Here is a 21,805-nt window from a genome sequence, read left to right as displayed (position 1 = left end):
ATGCTGCAACGCTTCTACGTCCACAACTACCGCTGCCTGGAGAACTTCGAGTTCAAGCCGGGTGAAGTCTCTTCGGCGCTGCTGATCGGCAAGAACGGGGCGGGCAAATCGACAGTGGCCCAAGCCCTGGGGGTGCTGCAGCGCATCGGACGAGGAGTCACGCGAACCGGAGAACTTGTTAAACCAGCGGACTGTACACGCGGGCGTACAGATGTGCCGGTGCGTTTCATCATCGAGGTAAGTCTGGAGGGTCAGTCCTATGCCTACGAACTGGCCTTGGAACTGCCCGAGCGATTCAAGGAATTTCGTGTTCTCAAAGAGTCACTTCAAGTTGATGGGCAGATCATTTACACCCGCGAGCAAGCTCAAGTGAACATGCCTCAGCGTGGGCAGAGAGCCGAGGCCCGGTTCAGCATCGACTGGCATGTCATTGCGCTGAACGTGATTCAAGACGGCACTGTTTCTGCTGCTTTATCTGGGTTTCGCCAATGGCTGGGACGCATGGTGATACTGGCCCCGGTTCCCTCCGTCATGAGAGGGGAGTCTCATGGTGAATCACTGGAGCCTGCCGCAGATGCGGGCAACTTCGTCGATTGGCTGGCGGGCTTGCTGGCTCAGCATCCGGCCGCATACACGGAGATCATGAAAAATCTGAACGACGTCATGCCTGATCTGCACCAGTTCCGCAATGTGCCGACAGGGCGTGAGGCCAAAGCCTTGATGGTCGATTTCCGTGCGTCACCATCAGGTCGGCTGGAGTTGCCGTTCGATGTGCTTTCTGATGGCGAGAAGTGTTTTTTCCTTGGCGCGGTCTTGCCGGCTGCAAACAAGGCCTACGGGCCTCTGCTGGCGTTCTGGGACGAGCCTGACAGCCATCTGTCGATGTCGGAAGTGCGGCAGTTCGCAATGGCATTGCGGCGGGCTTTCAGCGATGGCGGGCAGGTCATCATCACTTCGCACAACGCCGAGACGATCCGCAGTTTCTCCGACGACAACACCTGGGTGCTGGAACGCCAGAATCATCTGGAACCCACCGTGCTGCGACCGCTGGCCGATGTCCGCCCCAGGGGCGATCTGGTGCAGGCCATCCTGACCGGAGAGTTGGCGTCATGAGCAACAAGTTCACCTTGCATCTGCAGGTGCTGCCGGAAGACGATGCCAACCGCCAGTTCATCAACGGCCTGGAGCTCAACCCCAGGGTGCGTGCCCGCCAGTTGCAGGTGCTGCCACCGGCTGGTGGCTGGCTGGAGGTGCTGAACCGGTTGTCTGATCCGGGCACGGTTCAGGCTCTGGAGCGCCACGACAAGCGTCACCTGCTGTTGCTGATCGACTTCGACGAAAGCTACCCGGCACGCTGGCAGATTTACCAGGACAAGAAGGCATCGCTGCCCCCGGGCGTGGCTGACCGCATCTATCTGCTGGGCTGCCGCGACGAGCCGGAGAAGTTCAGGGCCGCCTGCCCGCCACGCCGATCCCTTGAAAGGCTGGGGCGAGATCTGTCGGACGACTGCGACCCGCCCCCGGCCACCAACCTCTGGCAACACGACCACCTGCAGCACAACGCCGGGGAACTGGCCCGGCTGGTGGCGCAGGTCAAGCCGTTCCTGTTCTCCCCCTGAAGAAAAAGCCCACGCCATGCTGAAGTCCATTCGTCTGAAAAACGTCGGCCTCGCGCCCGAGCTGCGGGTGGACTGGGCCGAGCGCATCAACCTCATCGCCGGGGACAACGGGCTGGGCAAGAGCTTCCTGCTCGACCTCGCCTGGTGGGCGCTGACCCGCACCTGGGCCGGCCCGCCCGCGCTGCCCGTCCCCGGCCGCCAGAAGGCCACCATCGAATACGCCGTTCAAGGCGTGCGCAACGAAACCAGGATCGAATCGACGTACCGCCGCAACGACAGCACCTGGCCCCTGGAGGCCAAGCGCCCACCGATGCCCGGCATCGTGGTCTACATCCGCATCGACGGCGGCTTCTCCGTCTGGGATCCCGCCCGCAACGACTGGCGCACCGACCCCGGCCGCCCCTCTGCCTACCACTTCCAGGCCGCGCAGGTCTGGGACGGCCTCGACCTCGACGGCCGCCGCGTCTGCGAAGGGCTGGAACGCGACTGGGTGAACTGGCAGGAAGGCCGCAAGCCGCAGTTCGAGGTGCTGGAAGCCGTGCTGCAAGTCCTCTCGCCGCCGGGCGAACGCCTGCGCGCCGGCCCGCCACAGCGCCTCTCCATCGGCGAAGGCCGCGACCGCCCCACCATGCTGATCGGCGCACAGACCGTCCCGGTGGCGCTCGCCTCCGCCGGCATCCGCCGCATCCTCGCGCTGGCCTACTTCCTCGTCTGGGCCTGGCACGAGCACCACGTCGCCGCCAAGCTGCTCGGCAAGAAGGCCGAGGAGCGCGTCGTGCTGCTGTTCGACGAGCCGGAAACCCACCTGCACCCGCGCTGGCAACGCACCGTGCTGCCCAGCCTGCTGCGCGCCATCGACACGCTGCGTGGCAGCACCACGGCCAAGACCACACGCAAGGCGCCGCTGCCCCAGTTGATCGTGGCCACCCACGCGCCGCTGGTGGCCGCCTCCCTGGAGCCGTACTTCGACCCCCAGACCGACGACCTGATCCACCTGAGCCTGCAAGACGGCCGCGTGCAGATCGACCAAGGCGGCTGGGCCAAACAGGGCGACGCCACCAACTGGCTGGTGTCGGAAACCTTCGGTCTGGAACAGGCCCGCTCGATCGAAGCCGAACAAGCCATCGAGGCCGCCGAAGCCTTCATGCGCGACGAGAAACCCGCCCGCCTCCCCGCAGGGCTGAAGACCAAGGCCGCCATCCACCAGCAGCTTCAGCGCCTGCTGCCCGCTGGCGACGTGTTCTGGCCGCGCTGGCTGGTCGCCACCAAAGCGATCGAGGGCGCTCGCCCTGCCGGTCGTCGGGGAGCCGATGCATGATCCCGGTGAAACGTGTTCGCAAGCCCAGCGGCTACGACACCAAGGTCAAGATACCCGGTGACGCCTGGCTGAAAGCCAACCCAGGGGCGCAACGACCACCCGCCCTGTGGTCGTCCTATACCGCCAAGCTCGCCGACGGCTTCGACAACCTGTGCGGCTACGCCGCGATGCACGACCCGACTGGCGGCACCGTCGATCATTTCCTCAGCTACAAGAACCACCCGCACCTGACCTATGAGTGGAGCAACTTCCGCTTCGCCTCGGGCACGCTGAACTCGTCCAAGAAGACCGCCGACGACACGGTGCTCGACCCGCACGAGGTCGGCGAAGGCTGGTTCGAGATCCTGCTGCCCTCGCTGCAGATGCGGCTGACCGACAAGGTGCCGCCCGCCCAGCGCGCCAAGGCCGAGTTCACGCTCACCCGGCTCAAGCTGCGCGACGGCGAGCGCATCCTGCGCTGGCGACAGTCGTGGTTCACCCTGTATGAGCAAGGGCAACTCACCTTGGACGGATTGCGCCAATTGGCACCGCTGATCGCCGCAGCCGTGGAGGCCCGCGACCGGATTTGATGCATGCCTGTCATACACTTGATCGTGCCGTATTACATCAGCGCGTACAGAAAGCAGAGGCCCCTCACATGCTGTCCGTCCGACTCCCCGAAGACTTGGAAGCCCAGTTCAGCGCCTACTGCGCAGCCCGGCACCTGCGCAAATCCCAGGTGGTGCAGACCGCCTTGCGGCGCTTGCTGAGCGAAGAAACCGCACAAGCGGAGGCAGACCCCTTCCTCGCCCTGGTCGGCAGCGGCAACGGCCGCTACAGCACCGAAGACATCATGCACATGTCCCGTGGCGAGGACTGGAACCAGCCATGATCCTCGTGGACACGAATGTCTGGATCGACCTGATCGAGCGCGATCCGGTGTGGCTGGACTGGTCGCTGGCGCAGGTGATGCGACTGCGCGCCGAACAGCAGCCCGTGGCCATCAACCCCGTCATCTACGCCGAACTCGCGCCGACCTACGACAGCCCGGAATCCCTGGCCCACTTCGTCCGGCTGAGCGGCGCACAGATGATGCCGTTGTCCGCCGCCAGCGCCTGGGCAGCGGGTCGGGCCTTCCTGAGCTACCGCCAGCGCAAGGGCGGCAAAACCGGCGTGTTGCCCGATTTCTTCATCGGTGCGCAGGCCCAGGCCGAAGGCTGGACGCTGCTGACCCGCGACGCCACCCGCTACCGCACCTACTTTCCCTCCGTCTCGCTGATCTGCCCGGACACCTCAGTCTAGACACCACGCCACCCGATGCACGACCACAGCAACTTCACCTTCCTGCAAGCCGAATGGCCCGCCGTCCACGAAGCGGCCAGCAAGGCGGAAACGCTGGTCCACACCGACGCCCGCGCCGCCTGCTTCTACACGCGGCGGGCGCTGGAGCTGGCGGTGAACTGGCTCTACCAGCACGACAGCGCCCTGAAGCGGCCGTACAAGGACCACCTGAGCGCCCTGCTCCACGAGCCAAGCCTGCGCAGCACGCTCGGCGACGCCCTGTTCGCCAAGGCGCAGGTGGTCAAGGAACTCGGCAATCTGGCCGTTCACAGCGCCCGCAAGGTGCCCACCACCGACGCGCTGGCAGCCACGCGGGAGCTGTTCCACCTCGGCTACTGGCTCGCCCGCACCTACGGCCGCACGAACCGCCCGGACCCCACCCTCGGCTTCAACGCCGCCCTGCTGCCCAAGCCCGCGCCGACCACACCCGCCCCCGCGCCCCAGACGGTCGCGCAACTCCAGAAGCTCGAACGCGACCTGGCCGAGCGTGACCAGACGCTGGCCAGCGCCCTGAGCGCCAACGCCGCGCTGGAAGCCGAACTGCAGGCCGTGCGCGCCCAGATCGCCGCCGCCAAGCAAGCCAACGCTGCCACCCCCGACACCCACGACTACAGCGAAGCCCAGACCCGCGACTTCTTCATCGACCTGCTGCTCAAGGAAGCCGGCTGGACGCTGGACCCGGCGAAGAACTTCGAGGTCGAAGTCAGCGGCATGCCCAATGCCAAAGGTGAAGACAAAGGCAAGGGCTTCGTGGACTACGTGCTGTGGGGCGACGACGGCCGCCCGCTCGCCCTGATCGAAGCCAAGCGCACCCGAAAGGACGCCCGCGTCGGCCAGCAACAGGCCAAGCTGTACGCCGACTGCCTCGAAGCCCAGTACGGCCAGCGCCCGGTCATCTTCTGCTCGAACGGCTATGAACACTGGCTCTGGGATGACACGCAGTACCCGCCGCGCGCCGTCCAAGGGTTCTACAAGAAGCCCGAGCTGGAGCTGATGGTCCAGCGGCGCAGCAGCCGCCAGCCGCTGGCCAGCGCCGAGATCGACGCCGCCATCATCGAACGCTATTACCAGACCCGCGCCGTGCGCCGCATCGGCGAAACCTTCGAGCGCGACCAGCAGCGCAGGGCCCTGGTGGTGATGGCCACCGGTGCCGGCAAGACCCGTACGGTGATCGGTCTGGTGGACCTGCTGACCCGCTGCAACTGGGCCAAGCGCGTGCTGTTCCTGGCCGACCGGGTGGCACTGGTCAAGCAGGCGGCGGACGCCTTCAAGACCTTCTTGCCCGACTCGTCTCCCGTCAACCTGCTGACAGAGAAACACACCGAAGGCCGGGTGTTCCTGTCCACCTACCCGACGATGATGGGGCTGATCGACGAGGCCGCCGACGGAACGCGCCGCTTCGGTGTCGGTCACTTCGACCTGATCGTCGTCGATGAGGCCCACCGCTCGATCTACCAGAAGTACAAGGCGATCTTCGATTACTTCGACGCCCTGCTGGTCGGCCTGACCGCCACGCCGAAGGACGAGATCGACCACAACACCTACACCCTGTTCAATCTGGAAACGGGCGTCCCGACCGACGCCTACCCGCTCGACAAGGCGATCGATGACAAGCACCTGGTCGCGCCAACGCCGATTTCCGTGCCGCTCCAGTTCCAGCGCGAGGGCATCCATTACGCCGATCTGAGCGAGGCGGAACAGGCGCAATGGGACGCCCTGGAGTGGAACGAAGACGGCGAGCCACCGCCCGACAGCGTGGAAGCCGCCGCACTGAACCAGTGGCTCTTCAACACCGACACCGTGGACAAGGTGCTCGAACACCTGATGGTCCGCGGCCAGAAGGTGGCCGGCGGCGACCGGCTCGGCAAGACGATCCTCTTCGCCAAGAACAACGACCACGCCGAGTTCATCGCCCTGCGGTTCAACGCGAACTATCCGCAATACCGGGGAGAGTTCGCGCGCGTCATCACCTACAAGACCGCTTACGCCCATCCCTTTCAAGGTGATCGCCCGGAAGCCTTGAGAAGTCGAGCGGTGGAGAAATGAGATCGGGCAGTTCGGCCATCGACCCAACCCTTGGAGGCGGCCACCTTGGGCCCGCGCTTGGCCGTGGCGAGCTTCTTGGCCGGCAGGTGCATGGCCAGCTCCAGCAGGCGCCGCGCCAGGCGTTCGGGCGAAGGCTCGGCCCGATCGGACCAGCACTGGGCCGGCACCGCCACGAGCAGGCCCTCGAAGCCCTGCTTGACGTGCTGCGCCAGATGGAAGGTGGAGACCTCCAGCTCGGGCAGGGCGGGCCGGTGCGCCTGCTCGATCACCGCCTGCAGCAGCGCCAGGACGTTGTAGGCCAGCACCGCCACGGTGAACCCGAGCAGCGCCGCGCGCGGGTGCCCCAGGGTCTTGATCTCGCTGTCGAGCACCGACTCCAGCCGCCCGAACAGGCCCTCGATGCGCCAGCGCTTGCGGTACAGCGCAGCGATCGTGGTCGCCTCCACCGTCGCGGGCAGATTGCTCCACAGCCTCAGTGTCGTGCGGCCCGACTCGGTGGGCTCGTCCAGCTCGATCTCGATGCAGCGCCACGGCGTGCAGGGCTGTGCCTGCCCGCGCACGGCCCGCAGCGTGATGGCGCACTCCCGCACACAGCCCGTGTCCATGCGCACCGCCTCGCTCCACGCCCCGCGTTCGCCCACCCTCGGGTGGCGCCCATGCTCACGCACGATGAAGCTCGCCGCCGCGTCCTGCCAGCCCTGCAGCAGTGCGCGCGTGCAGAAGTGGCTGTCGGCCACCCACAGATCCCCGGGCTCGGCCCCCGCCACCAGCGGCATCACCCCCACCCGCTCGCTCTCGTACGCGTCTTCGCACGCCACCAGATCCCGCACCAGCGCCTCGTCCGGGTCGTACACCACCAGCGCGTGCCCCGGCAGCGCCGCGCCACGCCGACCACGCAACACCCCCAGCCTCTTCTCGCTGCGCCCCAGGTGGTTGCCGTCCACCACCCTCAGCCTCCACCCCGGCAAACTCCTCGGCCTGTCCAGGCTGCCCATCACCGGCCCCAGCCGCTGCGCGCTGCCCTGCACCAGCGCCCTGAGCAACTCCGGCCTCGTCCCGCTGACCTTCCCGTACAGCGCCGCCAGCGACACCGGCAAACTTCGGCTCTGCATGGCCGCCGCGTGCAGCGACGGCCTCAGCCCCAGCGTCACCAGTGTCATCAACTCCACCACCGTCGAGAACATCAGCGTCCTGGCGTACTGCTGCCCGCGGTGCGCCTCGAACACCTCGTCGATCCACTGCGCCGGCAGCGCCTCCTCCAGAACCATGCGCGCCATCACGCTCGCCGGCGTCTGCTGCTCGAACCGCTCAATCACCGCTTCCCAGATCTCAGTCTCCTGTTGGCCTTTCCTTCCTGCAGCTTACCGACTCTGGGGGGACTCACCTTGAAAGGGATGCCGCTTACGCCGAGAGCCTGATCAACGACTTCAAGAAGAAGGAAAAGGCCCCGCACATCGCGATTTCCGTGGACATGCTGGACACCGGGATCGACGTGCCGGAGGTGGTCAACCTGGTGTTCTTCAAGATCGTCCGCTCACGAACCAAGTTCTGGCAGATGGTCGGCCGCGGCACCCGGCTGTGCCTGAACCTCTACGGGCCGGGCCAGCACAAGAAGGGCTTCTTCCTCTTCGACTACTGCCAGAACCTCGAATTCTTCGCCCAGAACCCGGACTTCAAGGACGGTGCGGCGGCCGAGTCCCTGAGCACACGGCTCTTCAAGGCGCGGCTGTCGCTGGTCCACGCACTCGACGAGCGGGCGGCGAATGCGGGCGTCACCCACGAGGAAGCCGCGAGCACCCTGGGATCGCCAACCGAGCGGCAGTTGCGCGATGCTGCGGCCCGCCACCTGAACGACACCGTGGCGGCCATGAACCTCGACAACTTCGTCGTGCGGCCCGCACGCGCCGCGGTAGAGCGCTTCGCCAAGCCGGACGCCTGGACCAAGCCGCTGGACACCGAGGCACAGGCCCTCCTGATTCAACAACTCGCCAGCCTGCCGACACAACTGGTGGACGAAGACGAAGAGGCCAAGCGCTTCGATCTGATGGTGTTCCGCACCCAGCTCGCCATCCTCGAGGCCACTCCCGATTTCAGCCGCTTGCGTGACCAGCTCCAAGCCATCGCCAGCGCGCTGGAAGGACAGGAAGCGGTGCCGGCGATCAAGACCGAGATGGTGCTGATCCAGTCCGTGGCCGGCGATGACTGGTGGGAGGACGTGACGCTGGGCATGCTGGAGAACATGCGCAAGCGCCTGCGTGCCCTGATCAAGCTGATCGAGAAGTCCAAGCGGAAGGTGGTCTACACCGACTTCATCGACGAGCTGGGCGAGGAATCCGTCATCGCCCTGCCCGAGATCGCCGACGGCGTGAACATGGCCCGCTTCCGGGACAAGGCACGCCAGTTCCTGCAAGCGCATGAGGACCATCTGGCCCTGCAGCGACTGCGCCGAGGTCAGGCCCTCACCCGTGCCGATCTGGACGAGTTGCAGCGCATGCTGATCGAGGCTGGCGGAACGGTCGAACTGGTGGAACAGGCCGCCACGCAGGAACAGGGCCTGGGTTGCTTCATCCGTTCCCTGATTGGCATGGACCGCGAGGCGGTCACGCAGGCGTTCAACGAGTTCCTGGTCGGCAGCACCGCCACCCCGGACCAGATCGAGTTCATCGACCACGTGATCGCCGAACTCACCTCGAACGGGATGATGGCCCCCGACCGGCTCTATGAATCGCCCTTCCTGGACATCAGCCCGCAAGGCCCGGAAGCCCTGTTCGAGCCCAAGCGGGTCGATCGCATCTTCCAGATCCTGAGCGAGTTCCAGCTACGCGCCGCCGCTTGAGCGCTGATCCACTCCTGGCCATCACCGCCATTTCGACAGGGCCAGATCGACCTTCACAGCACCGCCAAGCGGTTCAGAAGTCGGTGGGCCGCAGCACGAAGGTGGACTGCGCGCTGACCGCAGACCGGCGCCACACGGCGGCCCTGATCTGTCGGGCGTTGGAGGTCAGCAGATCCTGAAAACTGATGTCGTGACGGTCGGGCGTGAAACGCGCTCTGCAGACCGATTCACTCAGGTAGGCGGTCACCTTCGTCTTGGACAGTGTGACCTGTGCGAGCCCTGCGGACTTGTTGAGCTGAACGCTCATGAGGGAGGACTTCCCGTGGTGGTGCTGTTGGATGTGGTTTCCTTGTGGACGTGTTGAGGCCGGGATCGGGCCGGATGGCCGATTTCGTTGGCATAGCGCTGTTGTGGCGCTGATCTGAGCAGACCATTCTGTTCCAGCAACCGTAATTCCGTTGCCGGAAATGTTGCCGGGATCCCAGAAAGGCCAATGGGCTAGCTCCTTGTGAGAGCTAGCCCATTGAATTCATTGGTCGGGACGGTGGGATTCGAACTCACTACCCCTTGCACCCCATGCAATACGAACGGTGACCATTGACGATCTACTGTGCCCCGTAGTGTCTGGCGCTCCCCCTGTAGATCAAGCACTTAGGCGGGATTGACGTCCTGTAGTGTTTGCCGACGTACACTGACAGCCAGCGCGGAACGGTGACCAGACGGTGACCAGACGACCCGCCGTAACCGAGGGGCGATCATGGGGACGATTACTGACAAGGGGATGCAAGCCAAGGCGACGGGGAAGGACCAATGGCTAACCCAGCCCCTGAAGCGTGGCGCAGGCGTGTTTGTCGGACGCATTACGCCAGCCGGCGAGAGGCTGTTTTACTTCCGATGTCGTGGTCCAATTTAAACGGACACCTCGATAGGGGATTTTTGACCCGAAGAGGAAAACATGACAGACATGAGCAAACAACCGCGAAGAAAGTTCGACCCGGCCTTCAAGCTGCAGGTGGTGCGGATGATTCGAGAACAGAACGTGAGCCTGAGCCAGGTGTGCCGGGACATGGACCTGGTGGACAGCGCGGTGCGACGCTGGGTAGAACAGTACGACGCGGAGCAGGCGGGTGGGCCCGGGCAGGGCAAGCCGTTGACGGGCGACCAGCAGCGCATACGCGAGTTGGAGGCCGAGAACCGTCGCCTCAAGGAGGACGTCACGCTGTTAAAAAAAGCGTCTGCCTTCTTTGCCCGGGAACTGCGGTGACCTACGAGGTGATCAAGCAGGCGGCGAAGAAGGCCGAGGTGAGCAGGCTGTGCGCACTGCTGGAGGTCAGCCGCTCGGGGTTCTACGCCTGGCGGGTGCGTACCGGTCGACCCGAGGCCGTGTGCGCCACCGGTGTCCGGCTGAAGGCGGCGTTCGAGGCCAGCGGGCGCTGCTATGGCAGCCGCCGGCTCACGGCCGCGCTGCGTTCGCAGGGTGTCGAGGTCGGCCGCCACCGGGTGCGCACGCTCATGAGGCGCCACGCCCTGCAGGCCCGCTGGCGGCGCAAGTTCGTCCACACCACTGACAGTCGGCACGATCTGGCCGTGGCCGACAACGTGCTCGACCGGCAGTTCCAGCCCACCGCCCCCGACCGGGCCTGGGTGTGCGACATCACCTACATCCGCACCCGCAGCGGCTGGCTTTACCTGGCCGCCGTGCTCGACCTGTACTCGCGCAAGATCGTCGGCTGGGCCTGCGCGCCGAGCATGCCTGCCGAGTTGGTCTGCTCGGCGCTGCACATGGCCCTGAGCGTGCGCCGGCCTGCGCCCGGGCTCATCGTCCACTCTGACCGCGGCAGCCAGTACGCCAGCCTCGTCCACCGGGCCATGCTCCAGCAACACGGCATCGTCTGCAGCATGAGTCGCCGGGCCAACTGCTGGGACAACGCCGTCATGGAGCGCTTCTTCCTCAGCCTCAAGACCGAACGTGTCTGGCAGCGTGACTATGCCAACCACGCCGAGGCGGCCTCCGACATCGCCGACTACATCGTGCGCTTCTACAACCCTGTGCGCCTGCACTCCACCCTGGGCTATCTCTCCCCGGCTGACTTCGAGCGCCTGTCCGCCTGAACCCGCTTTTTACCTATCGGACTGTCCGAAAAAACTTGACCACGACAGATCGGCGGCCACGGGGCTACCTGCAAAGCCTACCGGCCAGCCGAGCAACGCCCTGCATTCGAGCCGGTGCAGCGCCTGACCAGCGAAGAGCGCCGCGCTATCACGGGGCTGTCGCCGGAAGAGTTGGAGCGCGCATCGGGCTATTACTCGCTCGGTCGCCGCAACCACCTGGAGCCGGAAATAGCCGAGCGGCTGGCGGATCGCTTGATGCTGCGGGATCGCCAGCGAGATGACCGACGCGCCTGCATCGAATGCGTCAGGCTTGCCCCGGGTGGCGCCTGTCTGGCGGCAAGAGAAGGGAAACTTCCCGGGGCGTCACGGCAATATCACCCGGTGCGGGTTGACCTGCGACGCTGTGATTCCTTCCGCGGCATCGCTGAATAGATCGCTGGCGCCGATCGGCCAGCACGACGACGACACCAGCCCGTGCTCGGACGATTACCGGCTATGTTTTCAGCCGGTAATCCAGACACAGGCAATCGCAGTACACACCCCGCACTGATACCCCGTGAACACTGTACAAAAACACAGTGTTATGCGGCATAATCAGTGCATGCACAAACCCCAAAACAACCCACCCAGCCGCACATGGTGCATTGCCTGCGCTGCTGTCGGTGCGGTTACTGGGCGGAGTCAAGTCTGAAGTGCAACAGTTTTGGCGGCAAGCGCCTGCCGCTGGGCGAGTTTTGTCTGGACGAGTTCGGTGTAGACCTCGCGAGGAGTACGGAAGCCGAGGATCTTGCGAGGGCGGTCATTGAGCATGGACTCGATGTAGGCGAGCTTCTGCGGGGTGACGGTGGACAGGTCAGTGCCCTTGGGCAGGAACTGGCGCACCAGGCCATTCATGTTCTCGTTGGAGCCGCGCTGCCAGGGGCTGTAGGGCTCGCAGAAGAAGACCGGCATGCCGGTGGCCTCGGTCAGCTCCAGGTGGCGGGCCATCTCCGAACCGCGGTCGTAGGTGAAGCTCCTGCGCAGCTCGGGGATGACGCCGTTGAAGCGCCGGGTGAAGCCGTCGAGGGCGTGGGTGGCGGTGCAGCCATTCATCTGGGTCAGCAGCACGAAGCGGCTGTGGCGTTCCACGGCGGTGCCGATGGCGCTGGCGTTGCGAGCCCCCTTGATGAAGTCGCCCTCCCAGTGGCCGGGCACCAGCCGGGCGTCCACCTCTGCGGGGCGCTCGCTCAGCGGCACGAGGTTGGCGATGTTGCCGCCCTTGCGGCTGGTGCCCCGCGCACGCGGCATGCGCTTGGTGTGGCTGCGCCGCAGCTCCCCGATCAACTCGGTGCGCAGCTCGCCACGCGGCACCATGTAGATCGCCTGGTAGATTGTCTCGTGCGAGACGCGCTGCGTCGTGTCTTCGGGGTTCATCAGCTTGAGCCTGCCTGCGATCTGTTCGGGTGACAAGGCCCGCTCAAGCTCGTGGCGCACCCACTTGCCCAGCGGCGTGTCGAACTGCTGGCCGAGCTTGCGCACCCCGGCCTTGGCCTGCACCCGGCGCCGGGCGGCCTGTTGCTGCGCAGTCGCCACCAGGTAGCCCCGCTTCGGGTGTCGATTTCGCGCCAGCTCCCGGCTGATCGTCGAGGCCGAACGCCCCAGTTGCACGGCGATCTGTCGCTGCGTCAGCTTCTGCGTGACCAGCAGCCCAAGCTGCGTGCGCTCTTCCAGACTCAGGCTTGAATACTCTTGTCCCATTGGCTCAACCTGTTGTTTTCATTGCCGTGTTGCACTTCAGTTTAGAGCGTGCCCTGCTGTGGCATGGGTGGGTTTTTACTTCGCTGGCCGATGCCTGCCGCTCTGAATATGCGCCTGTCTCGAATCCACCGACAACCACGGCCACCACGGGCCACTGTGGCGCCAGTACCGGAAACCCCGGCATTGGTCAGCCATCGGTGGGCATGGATGGTTTCCAGCCTGAGCGGCGAGCCTGTGGAGATACTGCCAAGCACTGCATTCGTTACTCGCCCTTCTGCCGGTTTGTCGAACGAGATTCTTGATGCGTTCGATTGGGTATTTGAAACGGACATGCGCGGTTCTGCCCTAGACCCTACCCCGTATCGAAGGCCGTTAATCATCCGGTGCAAGTCAGGCGGGATGAAAATCGAACCCAAACCATTCGCCCCGCGATTCCAAGTCGCACGAAAGAAACCATGATCCAACTCACCCCCGAACAACTCGCAGCCCTGCCGCTGGGTACTGCCGAAGCGCAGGCAGTGCGCCGCAATGCTGGCGACCTTGACCGATTGCTGAACGGAACGGGCATCGTCACCACCCGCACAGGCGCAGGCGTGCTCACCGTGCGTGAGGCCATCGCCCGCATGGGTCTGGAGGCGCCTGTAGCCTTCGCGGCTGGCCTGTCCATCGTCCGGCCTACTCAGACCGTCGTCAATGGCGCAGTGCGCTACACGCCGAATCCTGCGAGCCTGCCGTTCACCACGACCGCCACGTTCAACCCGGCGCAGTGGCTGACCGCTGAGTCAATCACGACGTTGTCGGCTGACCTTGCCAGCACGGCATCGGGCAAAGGCGCTGCGCTGATTGGCCTTGAGGACACTGGCAACCGGTGGAGCGCGACGAACCTAGAGGCATTTGTGAACGGCGGTCAGGAAACGCGCGTATTCGGCGGTGAAGTGCCGTTTTTGATCTGAAGCGACAGACGTGCGACAGCGCGACCGTGCGAGCAGGGCCGCCCGCGGGCGGCCCTGCTCGCACAGGCCGACGTGAACTCGGTGTCGAGTGATGCGGGGGACAGGCGGGCGGTGAGGGTGACCAGGCCGCTGCAAAGCCGAGGTCCGCAGACGGGCCCCTGGCCGAGCCGCCGCCGTTGCGCTACAACGGTCGCACCCAGGCCGAAGAGGGTGGGCGCGGCAGTGGCCCCTGAAGTTTGACGGCTTGAGCAGAACCACGCCGCACCCTGCACCGTGCTTCAACAAGTGGTGCCACGCCAGTGTGGCGCTGCAGGGCGGCGACGTCCAGCACCTTCGGCCAGACCAGGCGAAGGCGCTGGAGATGGACCCTCCCGAGGCGGCATCGGCCCGACTGTTCCTGTGCGCACGCTGCCGGGTGCAGGTGCTGCTGTGCAGCCGCTGCGACCGGGGCCAGCGCTACTGCTCGCGGGTGTGCTCGGGCCTGTCGCGGCGAGCGGCACGACACGAGGCGGCCGCCCGATACCAGCGCAGCCGGGGTGGGCGGCTCGCCCATGCGGCGCGTTCGCGGCACTGGCGCCAGCGACAGCGAAGCCAGAACGTGACGCACCAGGGTTCCCTGCAGGTGGCGGCCGATGCTCCACTGCCGACATGGAGCACGACCCCTGCGTTGCCGAGTCCTGCGCCGACCGAGGCGCTGACCGACCCACCCCGGCCACCACCCGGCTGGACGTGCCGACGCTGCCGGGCCGTGCTGTCGTCCTGGGTGCGCCTGGGCTGGCTGCGCCATGCGCCCCCACCTGGAGCCCGCCATGACCATAGCCCCTGAGGTGAGCGCGCAGATCCTGCGCCTGCACGCAGTTGAACGCTGGCGCGTGGGCACCATCGCCCGGCAGCTCGGGGTACACCGCGACACGGTGCGGCGCGTGCTCGCCCAGCACAGCGCGCAGCCGGTGGCGGCGCATGCCCTGCGCCCGAGCCGCATCGATCCGTACCGGCCCTTCATCCTGCAGACCCTGGGCAAGTTCCCCACGCTCAGCGCCGCGCGGCTGTACGCCATGGTCTGCGAGCGCGGCTACCAGGGCAGCGGCGAGCACTTCCGCCACGTCATCGCGACGCTGCGGCCGCGCCCACCGGCCGAGGCCTACCTGCGCCTGCGCACCCTCGTGGGTGAACAGGCCCAGGTCGACTGGGGCGCCTTCGGCCACCTCGACATCGGCGCCGCGCGTCGCCCGCTGATGGCCTTCGTGATGGTGCTCAGCCACTCGCGTCAGGTGTTCCTGCGCTTCTTCCTGGACGCCCGCATGGACAGCTTCCTGCGCGGACACGTCGAAGCCTTCGAGGCCTTCGGCGGCGTGGCCCGGGTGCTGCTCTACGACAACCTCAAGAGCGCCGTGCTCGAACGCCAGGGCGACGCCATCCGCTTCAACCCGACGCTGCTGGCGTTCGCCGCCCACCACCGCTACGAGCCGCGCCCGGTCGCCCCGGCGCGCGGCAACGAGAAGGGCCGGGTGGAGCGCGCGATCCGCTATGTGCGCGAGAGCTTCTTCGCCGCGCGCACCTTCACCGACCTGGCCGACCTCAACGCCCAGGCCCGGCGCTGGTGCGAGGGCCCGGCCGCCGACCGGCGCTGGCCCGAAGACCACCGGCGCAGCGTGCGCGAAGCCTTCAGGGCCGAGCGGGAGGTGCTGCTGGACCTGCCGGTGCATCCGTGGGCCCTGGGCGAGCGTCTGGCCGTCACGGTGGGCAAGACGCCCTACGTGCGCTTCGACCTCAACGACTACTCGGTGCCGCACACGCTGGTGCGACGCGCGCTGGCCGTGCTGGCCGACGAGCACACGGTGCGCATCCTCGACGGCACCACCGAGGTTGCCCGTCACCCGCGAAGCTGGAGCCGGGCCGAGCAGATCGAGCAGGACAGCCACGTCCAGGCGCTGGTCGCCCACAAGCGTCAGGCCCGTGCGCACCGCGCCGTCGATCGCCTCGCCCAGGCCGCCCCGGCCAGCCAGACCCTGCTGCAGCGCGCCGCCGAGCGCGGCGACAACCTCGGCTCGATCACGGCCGCCTTGCTGCGCCTGCTGGAGCGCCACGACGCCGCCGCGGTGCAGGCCGCCATCCTGGATGCGCTCGACCGCGGTGTCCCGCACCCCAACGCCGTGCGTCTGGCACTGGAGCGCGCCCGCGAGGCCGCCGGTCAGCCTCCTCCCGTGGCCCTGGTGTTGCCCGCGCATGTCGCGCGCCGCGATGCCCCCGTGCAGGCCCATGACCTGGCGTCCTACGATCCCCCGGAGCATCCCCATGAGTGAGCACGACCCCACCGCGCTGCGCACACAGGCCGACGAGCTGCGCCTGTACGGCCTGCTGGCCCACTGGCCCGAGGTGCTGGCCAGCCCCGAACACCTGCACTCGGTGGCCCAGTGGCTCGGCTGGGAGGCCGCCGAGCGCGCCCGCCGCAGCCTGGAGCGCCGTCTGCGCGAGGCCCGCCTGGGCCGCTTCAAGCCCCTGGCCGACTTCGACTGGTCCTGGCCCACCCTGTGCGACCGCGCCGCCCTGGAAGACCTCATGACGCTGGACTTCCTCAAGGACGCCTCCAACGTCGTGCTCGTCGGCCCCAACGGTGTGGGCAAGACCATGTGCGCCTGCAACCTCGCCTTCCAGGCCGTGCTCGCCGGCCACACCGCGCTGTTCATCACCGCCGGTGCCCTCCTGGGCGAGTTGGCCACCCTCGACAGCGACTCCGCCCTGCGTCGGCGTCTGGCCCACTACACCGCCCCCGACCTGCTCGTCATCGACGAGGTCGGCTACCTGTCCTACTCCAACCGCCACGCCGACCTGCTCTTCGAACTCATCAGCCGGCGCTACCAGCGCAACTCCACCGTCGTCACCACCAACCGCGCCTTCGCCGAATGGGGCGAGGTCTTCCCCGCCGCCGCTTGTGTCGTCTCGCTCGTCGACCGCCTCATGCACCGCGCCGAGGTCGTGCGCATCGAGGCCCGTTCCTTCCGGCAGAAGGAGGCCGAGGAGCGCGCGGCCCGCAAGTCCTCCGAGCGGGCCAGGCCTGCCGCCTCGCCTGCCCGCGCTCGCAAGGCCTCGACATGAGCGCGGCCCCTGGACAGCCCGGCCTGCCGCCCTGGCCCACCCACTGGTCGCCCGAGCAGGCCCTGGCTGTCTTCGAGTGCCTGCAGGTCTCATGAGCGAGGCCCTCTGGCAGCGGTACGGTCACCAGGTTCAGCAGGCTCGGGCGTGATCAGCTTCGCGCCGGGCCCATGCCGGACTTCGATCCCGACGAGCCGTTCTGACACCGCGCTCCTGTCTGTCTTGCGCTTGCCGGCCGCCTTCTGGCGGCCGCTCTCTTGGGCTTGATCACCGGCTCCCATCAAAAACGGCACCTCACCGCCGAATAGACGCGCTTTTAGATCGCCGGCAACAGCATTCGCTGCCGAGGTCGATACCCGAATCTCCACGCTGGCCGGTACTGTTGCAACGGGCGCAACGGCTGACGATACCCGGCTGGATGCGCTGGAAGCCACGACGGCCACGCATACCGCGCAGATTGCCAGCAATGCCGCCGCACTGGCCGGGATTGTTTCGGGTGGGGTATTTACCGCGCAGATTAACAACTGCGCTTATTCCGGTGGGCCACCGACGACACAGGCCCGATATTCCCGCGTTGGAAACATCGTGACGTTCTCCATCGTCGTGACGCCTGCGCCTGGGGGTGGGTTTTCCAGCGCGCCAGGGCTGACGACAATCTCGGGTTTGCCTGTGGCGTTGGCAATTCCCGGGAACGTTGTTGGTTCGCTGCTGGTTAATGGTGCGAGCGTGGGAACTGGCACGGTGCTGGCAAGCGGGGTGATATTCACGCCATCGTTTCCGCACCAGACGACGGCAATGGTTTTCAGTGGGACCGTGCTGGTTTAAGTAATTGGCCGGCTTGGTGCTGGCCTGAAAGGGTATTTCATGAGCGACAACGACAACACCGCCACCAATGCCGAACGGCAGACGCTGCGACCGTGGAAGCCGGGAACGTCCGGCAACCCGAAGGGACGGCCGCGCAAAGGTCTGGACGCCTGCGGGGTCGAGCGACTGGCCCGGCTGCACGTTGCACAGGCGCTGGACGTGGTGCTGACGCTGATGTGTCAGGGCGAGAGCGACCGCGTGAAGCTCGATGCTGCACGGGCTGTGCTGGCGTTGGCCGGCGGTGATGTGCCCGAACCTGACAAAACCTGACCTTTCCAAGGAGCAAACCATGCCAATCAAAGGCCCGTTTCAGTTCGTCGTCCAGACCGTGCCAGCCGCAGCAAAGCCGGCCCGTGTCGCCGCTGTGAATGCCACCAGGCGCGACGCGATGGCGTACGCGCCGCTGCTGCATCGTGTGGTGCAGGCCATCAAGACCCGCCCAATCGAAGCGGGGCAGATCCTCGGCCTGGTCGCAAATGCTGCCGCTGCTGGCGGGATCGCAATGGACCCCGCAACGCTGCGCACCCGGCTGGCCCTCGGGGACACCTACGCAATGGTTCAGGCCGTGCGCATGGCCGGCGCCGACCGACTGCACGACATCTTCGGGGAATAAAACCATGAAATTCAACGTCAAAACCAGCACCGTGGCAGATCATCCCGACGTCGTGGAGATTGACCGAGCAATCAGCAGCCTGTCCGGGAAGTTGCCTGAGATCGCCGCAGGAATTCATGCAGCCCGCCAGATGGCGCGCGCAGTGGTCCCGGAGACGATCAAAGAGCGCACCGCCCGCCTACTGGCCGGTACTACCCCAGCGCCTGACAGTGGACGCGAGAACGCCGCAGTCGCTCGCCTGGAGGCGCGTGAAGCCGAGATCCGCGCCGCGCTGGCTGATCTGACCCGTGCGAAGTCTGACGCGATCGTCAAGGCCCGTGCCGAGATCCGCGCAGCCGCAGAGGCTGACCGTGCGACGCTGATCGAAGGCGCACGCAAAGCAGCCGCCGCGCTGGCCGATGCTCAGTCGCTGATCGATGCGCACGATCTGGCTTTGATGCGGCGAGAGTCCCCGGGTTGCCTGATCGACGAACGCGAGCATGTGTTGTTTTACGGCTACAGGCTGGGCCACACCATGCCGAGTGCAGCAGCAATCCGCAACTGCATCGGGTGAACGAGATCGTGCCCGGCGTGGTGCCGATACTGCGAAGCTTTCGTAGTATCGGCGCTGCCCGATGTAGGAAACTTTGCCAGGTGCGTGCGCGCGCGAAGAATGCCGCAGAGTGCGCGCGCGCGCGAGAAGAGCGACGATGCAGGCAGATGACGACTGAAGGCGCCTTGTTATGGTTTGTCATGGCTCGGACCTTTGGAAACCTATGGTCCAGTGCTGCCGGGTTTCCTACGTCGAGGTAGCAAACCACTTTCACGGACACGTCGTGAAACCCCGTGATTCACCGAGCTGTCCCGCGTCCGTCCCGCGTCCGTCCCGTGGGACATTCAGGCCGATGATGCACAGATCCGCGCATCATCCGTGACCTGCCCGTGCGCCTGCTGGCCGTGAGGTGGCGATTCACCACCCCATGCGCTGCCGGAGAGCTGCCCGCCAGAACGGGCGATCAGGTAGGCCAGCCTGGACGCGCTGCACCTCGTGACCAGAACCCACATCTGGCTTCTGACTCAACAGACTTCAACATCCCTCAACAAACGCAACACCCAGCGCAACACCAATTGAATCAAGGACTTAGCCCCCAAAACAACGGTGAGTCACGGTTGCGCATCGGTGGAGCGCGGTTGCGCATCGGTGGATCGTGCAGGGACTGCCTGCAAAACTGCTGGCAGTGGGCGGTCCAGACTTGGACCTACCCCGGAGCGGCTGAGACTTGCCCCGGGTTCTGGCGGCGCAATTTGGGGCTGCGAGATTGCACCGACAGCCTGGAGCGTGTCCTAGTCGAGACTTGCCCGGGTTCGGTCGCCTCAATTTTGAGGCGATCTCCTACGCCGACAGCCTGACGGACTTCGAGGGCTGGAACTTTGCGATTTGAAAGCGCGAAGTCAGGCGGGCGACCGGGACCGGAAGGGTCAGATTTCAAATCGAGCCCTTTGCCACTGCTGGCGACCGGGGCCGGCTTGGTCGCGTTTCAAACGCTGGCAAGTCAGGCGGGCGAGCTGCACGGCTCGGCCCAATCAGATTTGAAATCCGAATGGGAGCCCGTGGAGGCACGGCGGTTCGACCTGCGGGACGTGCGCGAGATGCTCCAGTTTTGGACCATCGGCGTGAACATGGTGAACGTTGTGAACTTCATCCCCACCGTTCAGGCCCGTGAAAAAAAAGTCTGAGGCGGGATCGACCTTCACAGCAGCCAAGCGATTCAGAAATCTGCTGGCCGTAGCACGAAGGTGGACTGAGCACTGACCGCAGACCGGCGCCACACGGCCGCCCTGATCTGTCTCGCGTTGGAGGTCAGCAGATCCTGAAAACTGACGTCGTGACGGTCTGGCGTGAAGTGCGCCCGGCAAACCGATTCACTCAGGAAGGCGGTTGCATTGGCCTTTGCCAGTGTGACCCGTGCGAGCCCTGCGGACTTGTTGAGCTGAACGCTCATGGGGGAGGCTTTCCCGTGGTGGTGCTGTTGGATGTGGTTTCCTTGTGGGCGGGTTTGGGTGGCTGCTGCCGGTGGCTGCGGTTCATCGGCTGGCGATGTGGTGACAGCCGGCGCGAAACGGTGACCGAACGGTGACCAAAACGGAGACACCAGCCATAAAGGCCAATGGGCTACAGCCTTGTGAGCTGCAACCCATTGAATTCATTGGTCGGGACGGTGGGATTCGAACTCACGACCCCTTGCACCCCATGCAAGTGCGCTACCAGGCTGCGCTACGCCCCGACTGCTGAGAAAGAGATTGTATGCCGATTCAAACGCCGCCGTCCAGCACTTGCGGCGGTTTTTATCCGAGGATGATGTCAGGCCCGTCAGAAGACTCGACATCCAGCAGCGCCCGGATCTGCAGCAGCTCGTCGCGCAGGCTGCGTGCACCGCTGCGGACCAGCGCATCGCGGGCCACCTGGGGCGTAGGAACCTCCACGGACCGCACCCGGCCCGCGACAGACGCAGCCAGCGACAACGGCACCGAGCGGCCCTCCACCGAGGCCACAGCGACCATGGGCGTCGCCTCGATCCGGCCACCGCCCAGGATCAGGTGCGGCGTGGACAGATCTTCCCCTGCGGCATCGTCGTCTTCCAGCGCACGGGATGCCGCAGGACCGAGTTCGGCCAGCCGGTTGCGCGCGCCGCTGATGGTGAAGCCCTGCTCGTACAACAGATCGCGGATGCGCCGGATCAGCAGCACTTCGTGGTGCTGGTAATAGCGGCGGTTGCCGCGGCGCTTGACGGGCCGGAGCTGGGCGAATTCCTGCTCCCAGTAGCGCAGCACATGCGGCTTGACACCACACAGCTCGCTCACCTCACCGATGGTGAAATAGCGCTTGTCAGGGATTGCGGGAAGCTGGATTTCCATTGCAAATCAATGGGTTCGGAGAGTCGGCATGCTGCTGGCGACTTTACCCGAAGTCACCTTCCGCCGGGATGTCGCCTTGCACCACGGCCTTGAGCTTGTGGCTGGCGTGGAAGGTGACGACGTTGCGGGCGCGGATGGGAATGGACTCGCCAGTGCGCGGGTTGCGACCTGGACGCGGGGCCTTGCGGCGCACCTGGAAGTTGCCAAACCCGGAGAGCTTGACGTCGTCGCCGCGGGCCAGTGACGCATGGACAAACTCGAAGAAGGCTTCGACCATGTCCTTGGATTCGCGCTTGTTCAGGCCGAGCCGCTCGAAGAGCAGTTCGGCCAGCTCGGCCTTGGTGAGCGTGGGCGCATCGCCGTCGTCGGGCAGCAGGAAGTCGCGGTCTTCATCCATGG

23 protein-coding genes, 1 tRNA gene and 1 pseudogene are annotated in these 21,805 nt (G+C 65.8%); 18 read left to right on the top strand and 7 right to left on the bottom strand.

Features of this window, described 5'->3' with window-relative positions:
- The 7 genes from U5O44_RS21065 to U5O44_RS21035 all read left to right on the top strand — a co-directional run bounded on the left by U5O44_RS21065 (position 1) and on the right by U5O44_RS21035 (position 6,303).
- Positions 1–1,113 (top strand): AAA family ATPase, encoded by a 1,113-nt coding sequence (locus tag U5O44_RS21065; RefSeq protein ID WP_322590332.1) that lies wholly within the window; start codon positions 1–3, stop codon positions 1,111–1,113.
- Positions 1,110–1,619 (top strand): hypothetical protein, encoded by a 510-nt coding sequence (locus U5O44_RS21060; RefSeq protein WP_322590331.1) that lies wholly within the window; start codon positions 1,110–1,112, stop codon positions 1,617–1,619. The genes U5O44_RS21065 and U5O44_RS21060 overlap by 4 nt, the downstream gene beginning before the upstream one ends.
- 16 nt (positions 1,620–1,635) lie before the next feature.
- Complete coding sequence (locus tag U5O44_RS21055; RefSeq protein WP_322590330.1) at positions 1,636–2,937, top strand: AAA family ATPase; 1,302 nt, start codon at positions 1,636–1,638, stop codon at positions 2,935–2,937.
- A gap of 5 nt (positions 2,938–2,942) precedes the next feature.
- Complete coding sequence (locus U5O44_RS21050; RefSeq protein ID WP_322590329.1) at positions 2,943–3,506, top strand: HNH endonuclease family protein; 564 nt, start codon at positions 2,943–2,945, stop codon at positions 3,504–3,506.
- Positions 3,507–3,574: 68 nt separating this feature from the next.
- Complete coding sequence (locus U5O44_RS21045) at positions 3,575–3,808, top strand: hypothetical protein (RefSeq protein WP_322590328.1); 234 nt, start codon at positions 3,575–3,577, stop codon at positions 3,806–3,808.
- On the top strand, positions 3,805–4,218 hold the full coding sequence (locus U5O44_RS21040) for a type II toxin-antitoxin system VapC family toxin (protein ID WP_322590327.1): 414 nt from the start codon (positions 3,805–3,807) through the stop codon (positions 4,216–4,218). The genes U5O44_RS21045 and U5O44_RS21040 overlap by 4 nt, the downstream gene beginning before the upstream one ends.
- A 15-nt stretch (positions 4,219–4,233) precedes the next feature.
- Positions 4,234–6,303 (top strand): DEAD/DEAH box helicase family protein, encoded by a 2,070-nt coding sequence (locus tag U5O44_RS21035; protein ID WP_322590326.1) that lies wholly within the window; start codon positions 4,234–4,236, stop codon positions 6,301–6,303.
- Here U5O44_RS21035 and U5O44_RS21030 read toward each other — a convergent pair.
- Complete coding sequence (locus tag U5O44_RS21030; RefSeq protein ID WP_322588457.1) at positions 6,255–7,580, bottom strand: IS4 family transposase; 1,326 nt, start codon at positions 7,578–7,580, stop codon at positions 6,255–6,257. The genes U5O44_RS21035 and U5O44_RS21030 overlap by 49 nt on opposite strands.
- A gap of 77 nt (positions 7,581–7,657) precedes the next feature.
- Between U5O44_RS21030 and U5O44_RS21025 the strand changes: the two genes are divergently transcribed.
- Positions 7,658–9,139, top strand: a complete 1,482-nt coding sequence (locus U5O44_RS21025) for a type I restriction-modification enzyme R subunit C-terminal domain-containing protein (protein WP_322590550.1) — start codon at positions 7,658–7,660, stop codon at positions 9,137–9,139.
- Between the two features lie 73 nt (positions 9,140–9,212).
- On the opposite strand, the gene U5O44_RS21020 is transcribed toward U5O44_RS21025, so the two are convergent.
- Positions 9,213–9,446, bottom strand: coding sequence for a hypothetical protein (locus tag U5O44_RS21020; protein WP_322590325.1), 234 nt, complete (start codon positions 9,444–9,446; stop codon positions 9,213–9,215).
- A 648-nt stretch (positions 9,447–10,094) separates the two neighbouring features.
- Between U5O44_RS21020 and U5O44_RS21015 the strand changes: the two genes are divergently transcribed.
- Positions 10,095–11,251, top strand: a protein-coding gene (locus tag U5O44_RS21015; RefSeq protein WP_416222125.1) for an IS3 family transposase whose coding sequence is annotated in 2 segments (ribosomal slippage) — positions 10,095–10,377 and positions 10,377–11,251 — 1,158 coding nt in all. Because the reading frame shifts where the segments join, the coding sequence is not laid out codon by codon here.
- Positions 11,252–11,365: 114 nt separating this feature from the next.
- Positions 11,366–11,683: a hypothetical protein gene (locus U5O44_RS21010; protein WP_322590324.1), complete on the top strand. Its 318-nt coding sequence runs from the start codon at positions 11,366–11,368 to the stop codon at positions 11,681–11,683.
- A gap of 249 nt (positions 11,684–11,932) precedes the next feature.
- Here the strand turns inward: U5O44_RS21010 and U5O44_RS21005 are convergent, their stop codons facing one another.
- Positions 11,933–12,988, bottom strand: coding sequence for an IS30 family transposase (locus U5O44_RS21005; RefSeq protein WP_322588856.1), 1,056 nt, complete (start codon positions 12,986–12,988; stop codon positions 11,933–11,935).
- 455 nt (positions 12,989–13,443) lie between these two features.
- On the opposite strand from U5O44_RS21005, the gene U5O44_RS21000 reads away from it, so the two are divergent.
- The 8 genes from U5O44_RS21000 (at position 13,444) to U5O44_RS20965 (ending at position 20,227) form a co-directional block, all read left to right on the top strand.
- Complete coding sequence (locus U5O44_RS21000) at positions 13,444–13,941, top strand: hypothetical protein (RefSeq protein WP_322590323.1); 498 nt, start codon at positions 13,444–13,446, stop codon at positions 13,939–13,941.
- 244 nt (positions 13,942–14,185) lie between these two features.
- Complete coding sequence (locus U5O44_RS20995) at positions 14,186–14,767, top strand: hypothetical protein (RefSeq protein WP_322590322.1); 582 nt, start codon at positions 14,186–14,188, stop codon at positions 14,765–14,767.
- A complete protein-coding gene (gene istA / locus U5O44_RS20990) occupies positions 14,751–16,244 on the top strand; it encodes an IS21 family transposase (protein WP_322590321.1) in 1,494 nt (497 codons plus the stop codon). Before U5O44_RS20995 ends, istA begins: the two co-directional genes overlap by 17 nt.
- On the top strand, positions 16,237–17,037 hold the full coding sequence (istB, locus tag U5O44_RS20985; RefSeq protein WP_322590320.1) for an IS21-like element helper ATPase IstB: 801 nt from the start codon (positions 16,237–16,239) through the stop codon (positions 17,035–17,037). Before istA ends, istB begins: the two co-directional genes overlap by 8 nt.
- Before the next feature lie 861 nt (positions 17,038–17,898).
- A complete protein-coding gene (locus U5O44_RS20980; protein WP_322590319.1) occupies positions 17,899–18,168 on the top strand; it encodes a DUF5681 domain-containing protein in 270 nt (89 codons plus the stop codon).
- Between the two features lie 19 nt (positions 18,169–18,187).
- The gene (locus tag U5O44_RS20975) at positions 18,188–18,511 is read left to right on the top strand and encodes a hypothetical protein (RefSeq protein WP_322590318.1); all 324 of its coding nucleotides are present in this window, start codon (positions 18,188–18,190) and stop codon (positions 18,509–18,511) included.
- A gap of 4 nt (positions 18,512–18,515) precedes the next feature.
- Positions 18,516–19,064 (top strand): hypothetical protein, encoded by a 549-nt coding sequence (locus U5O44_RS20970; protein ID WP_322590317.1) that lies wholly within the window; start codon positions 18,516–18,518, stop codon positions 19,062–19,064.
- A 926-nt stretch (positions 19,065–19,990) separates the two neighbouring features.
- Positions 19,991–20,227, top strand: coding sequence for a hypothetical protein (locus U5O44_RS20965; protein ID WP_322590316.1), 237 nt, complete (start codon positions 19,991–19,993; stop codon positions 20,225–20,227).
- A 32-nt stretch (positions 20,228–20,259) separates the two neighbouring features.
- On the opposite strand, the gene U5O44_RS20960 is transcribed toward U5O44_RS20965, so the two are convergent.
- The 4 genes and pseudogenes from U5O44_RS20960 to U5O44_RS20945 form a co-directional block, all read right to left on the bottom strand.
- Positions 20,260–20,493, bottom strand: a complete 234-nt coding sequence (locus tag U5O44_RS20960; RefSeq protein WP_322590315.1) for a hypothetical protein — start codon at positions 20,491–20,493, stop codon at positions 20,260–20,262.
- Positions 20,494–20,698: 205 nt separating this feature from the next.
- Positions 20,699–20,775, bottom strand: a tRNA-Pro gene (locus U5O44_RS20955).
- A 253-nt stretch (positions 20,776–21,028) separates the two neighbouring features.
- Positions 21,029–21,406: pseudogene (locus tag U5O44_RS20950) on the bottom strand (MerR family transcriptional regulator); the annotation flags it as partial.
- Between the two features lie 43 nt (positions 21,407–21,449).
- Positions 21,450–21,803, bottom strand: coding sequence for an integration host factor subunit alpha (locus U5O44_RS20945; RefSeq protein WP_322590314.1), 354 nt, complete (start codon positions 21,801–21,803; stop codon positions 21,450–21,452).
- Positions 21,804–21,805: the final 2 nt, after the last annotated feature.

It is taken from the genome of Sphaerotilus sp. (assembly GCF_034519685.1).
Classification (GTDB): domain Bacteria; phylum Pseudomonadota; class Gammaproteobacteria; order Burkholderiales; family Burkholderiaceae_C; genus Sphaerotilus.
This window is presented reverse-complemented; position numbering and strand designations above follow the sequence as displayed.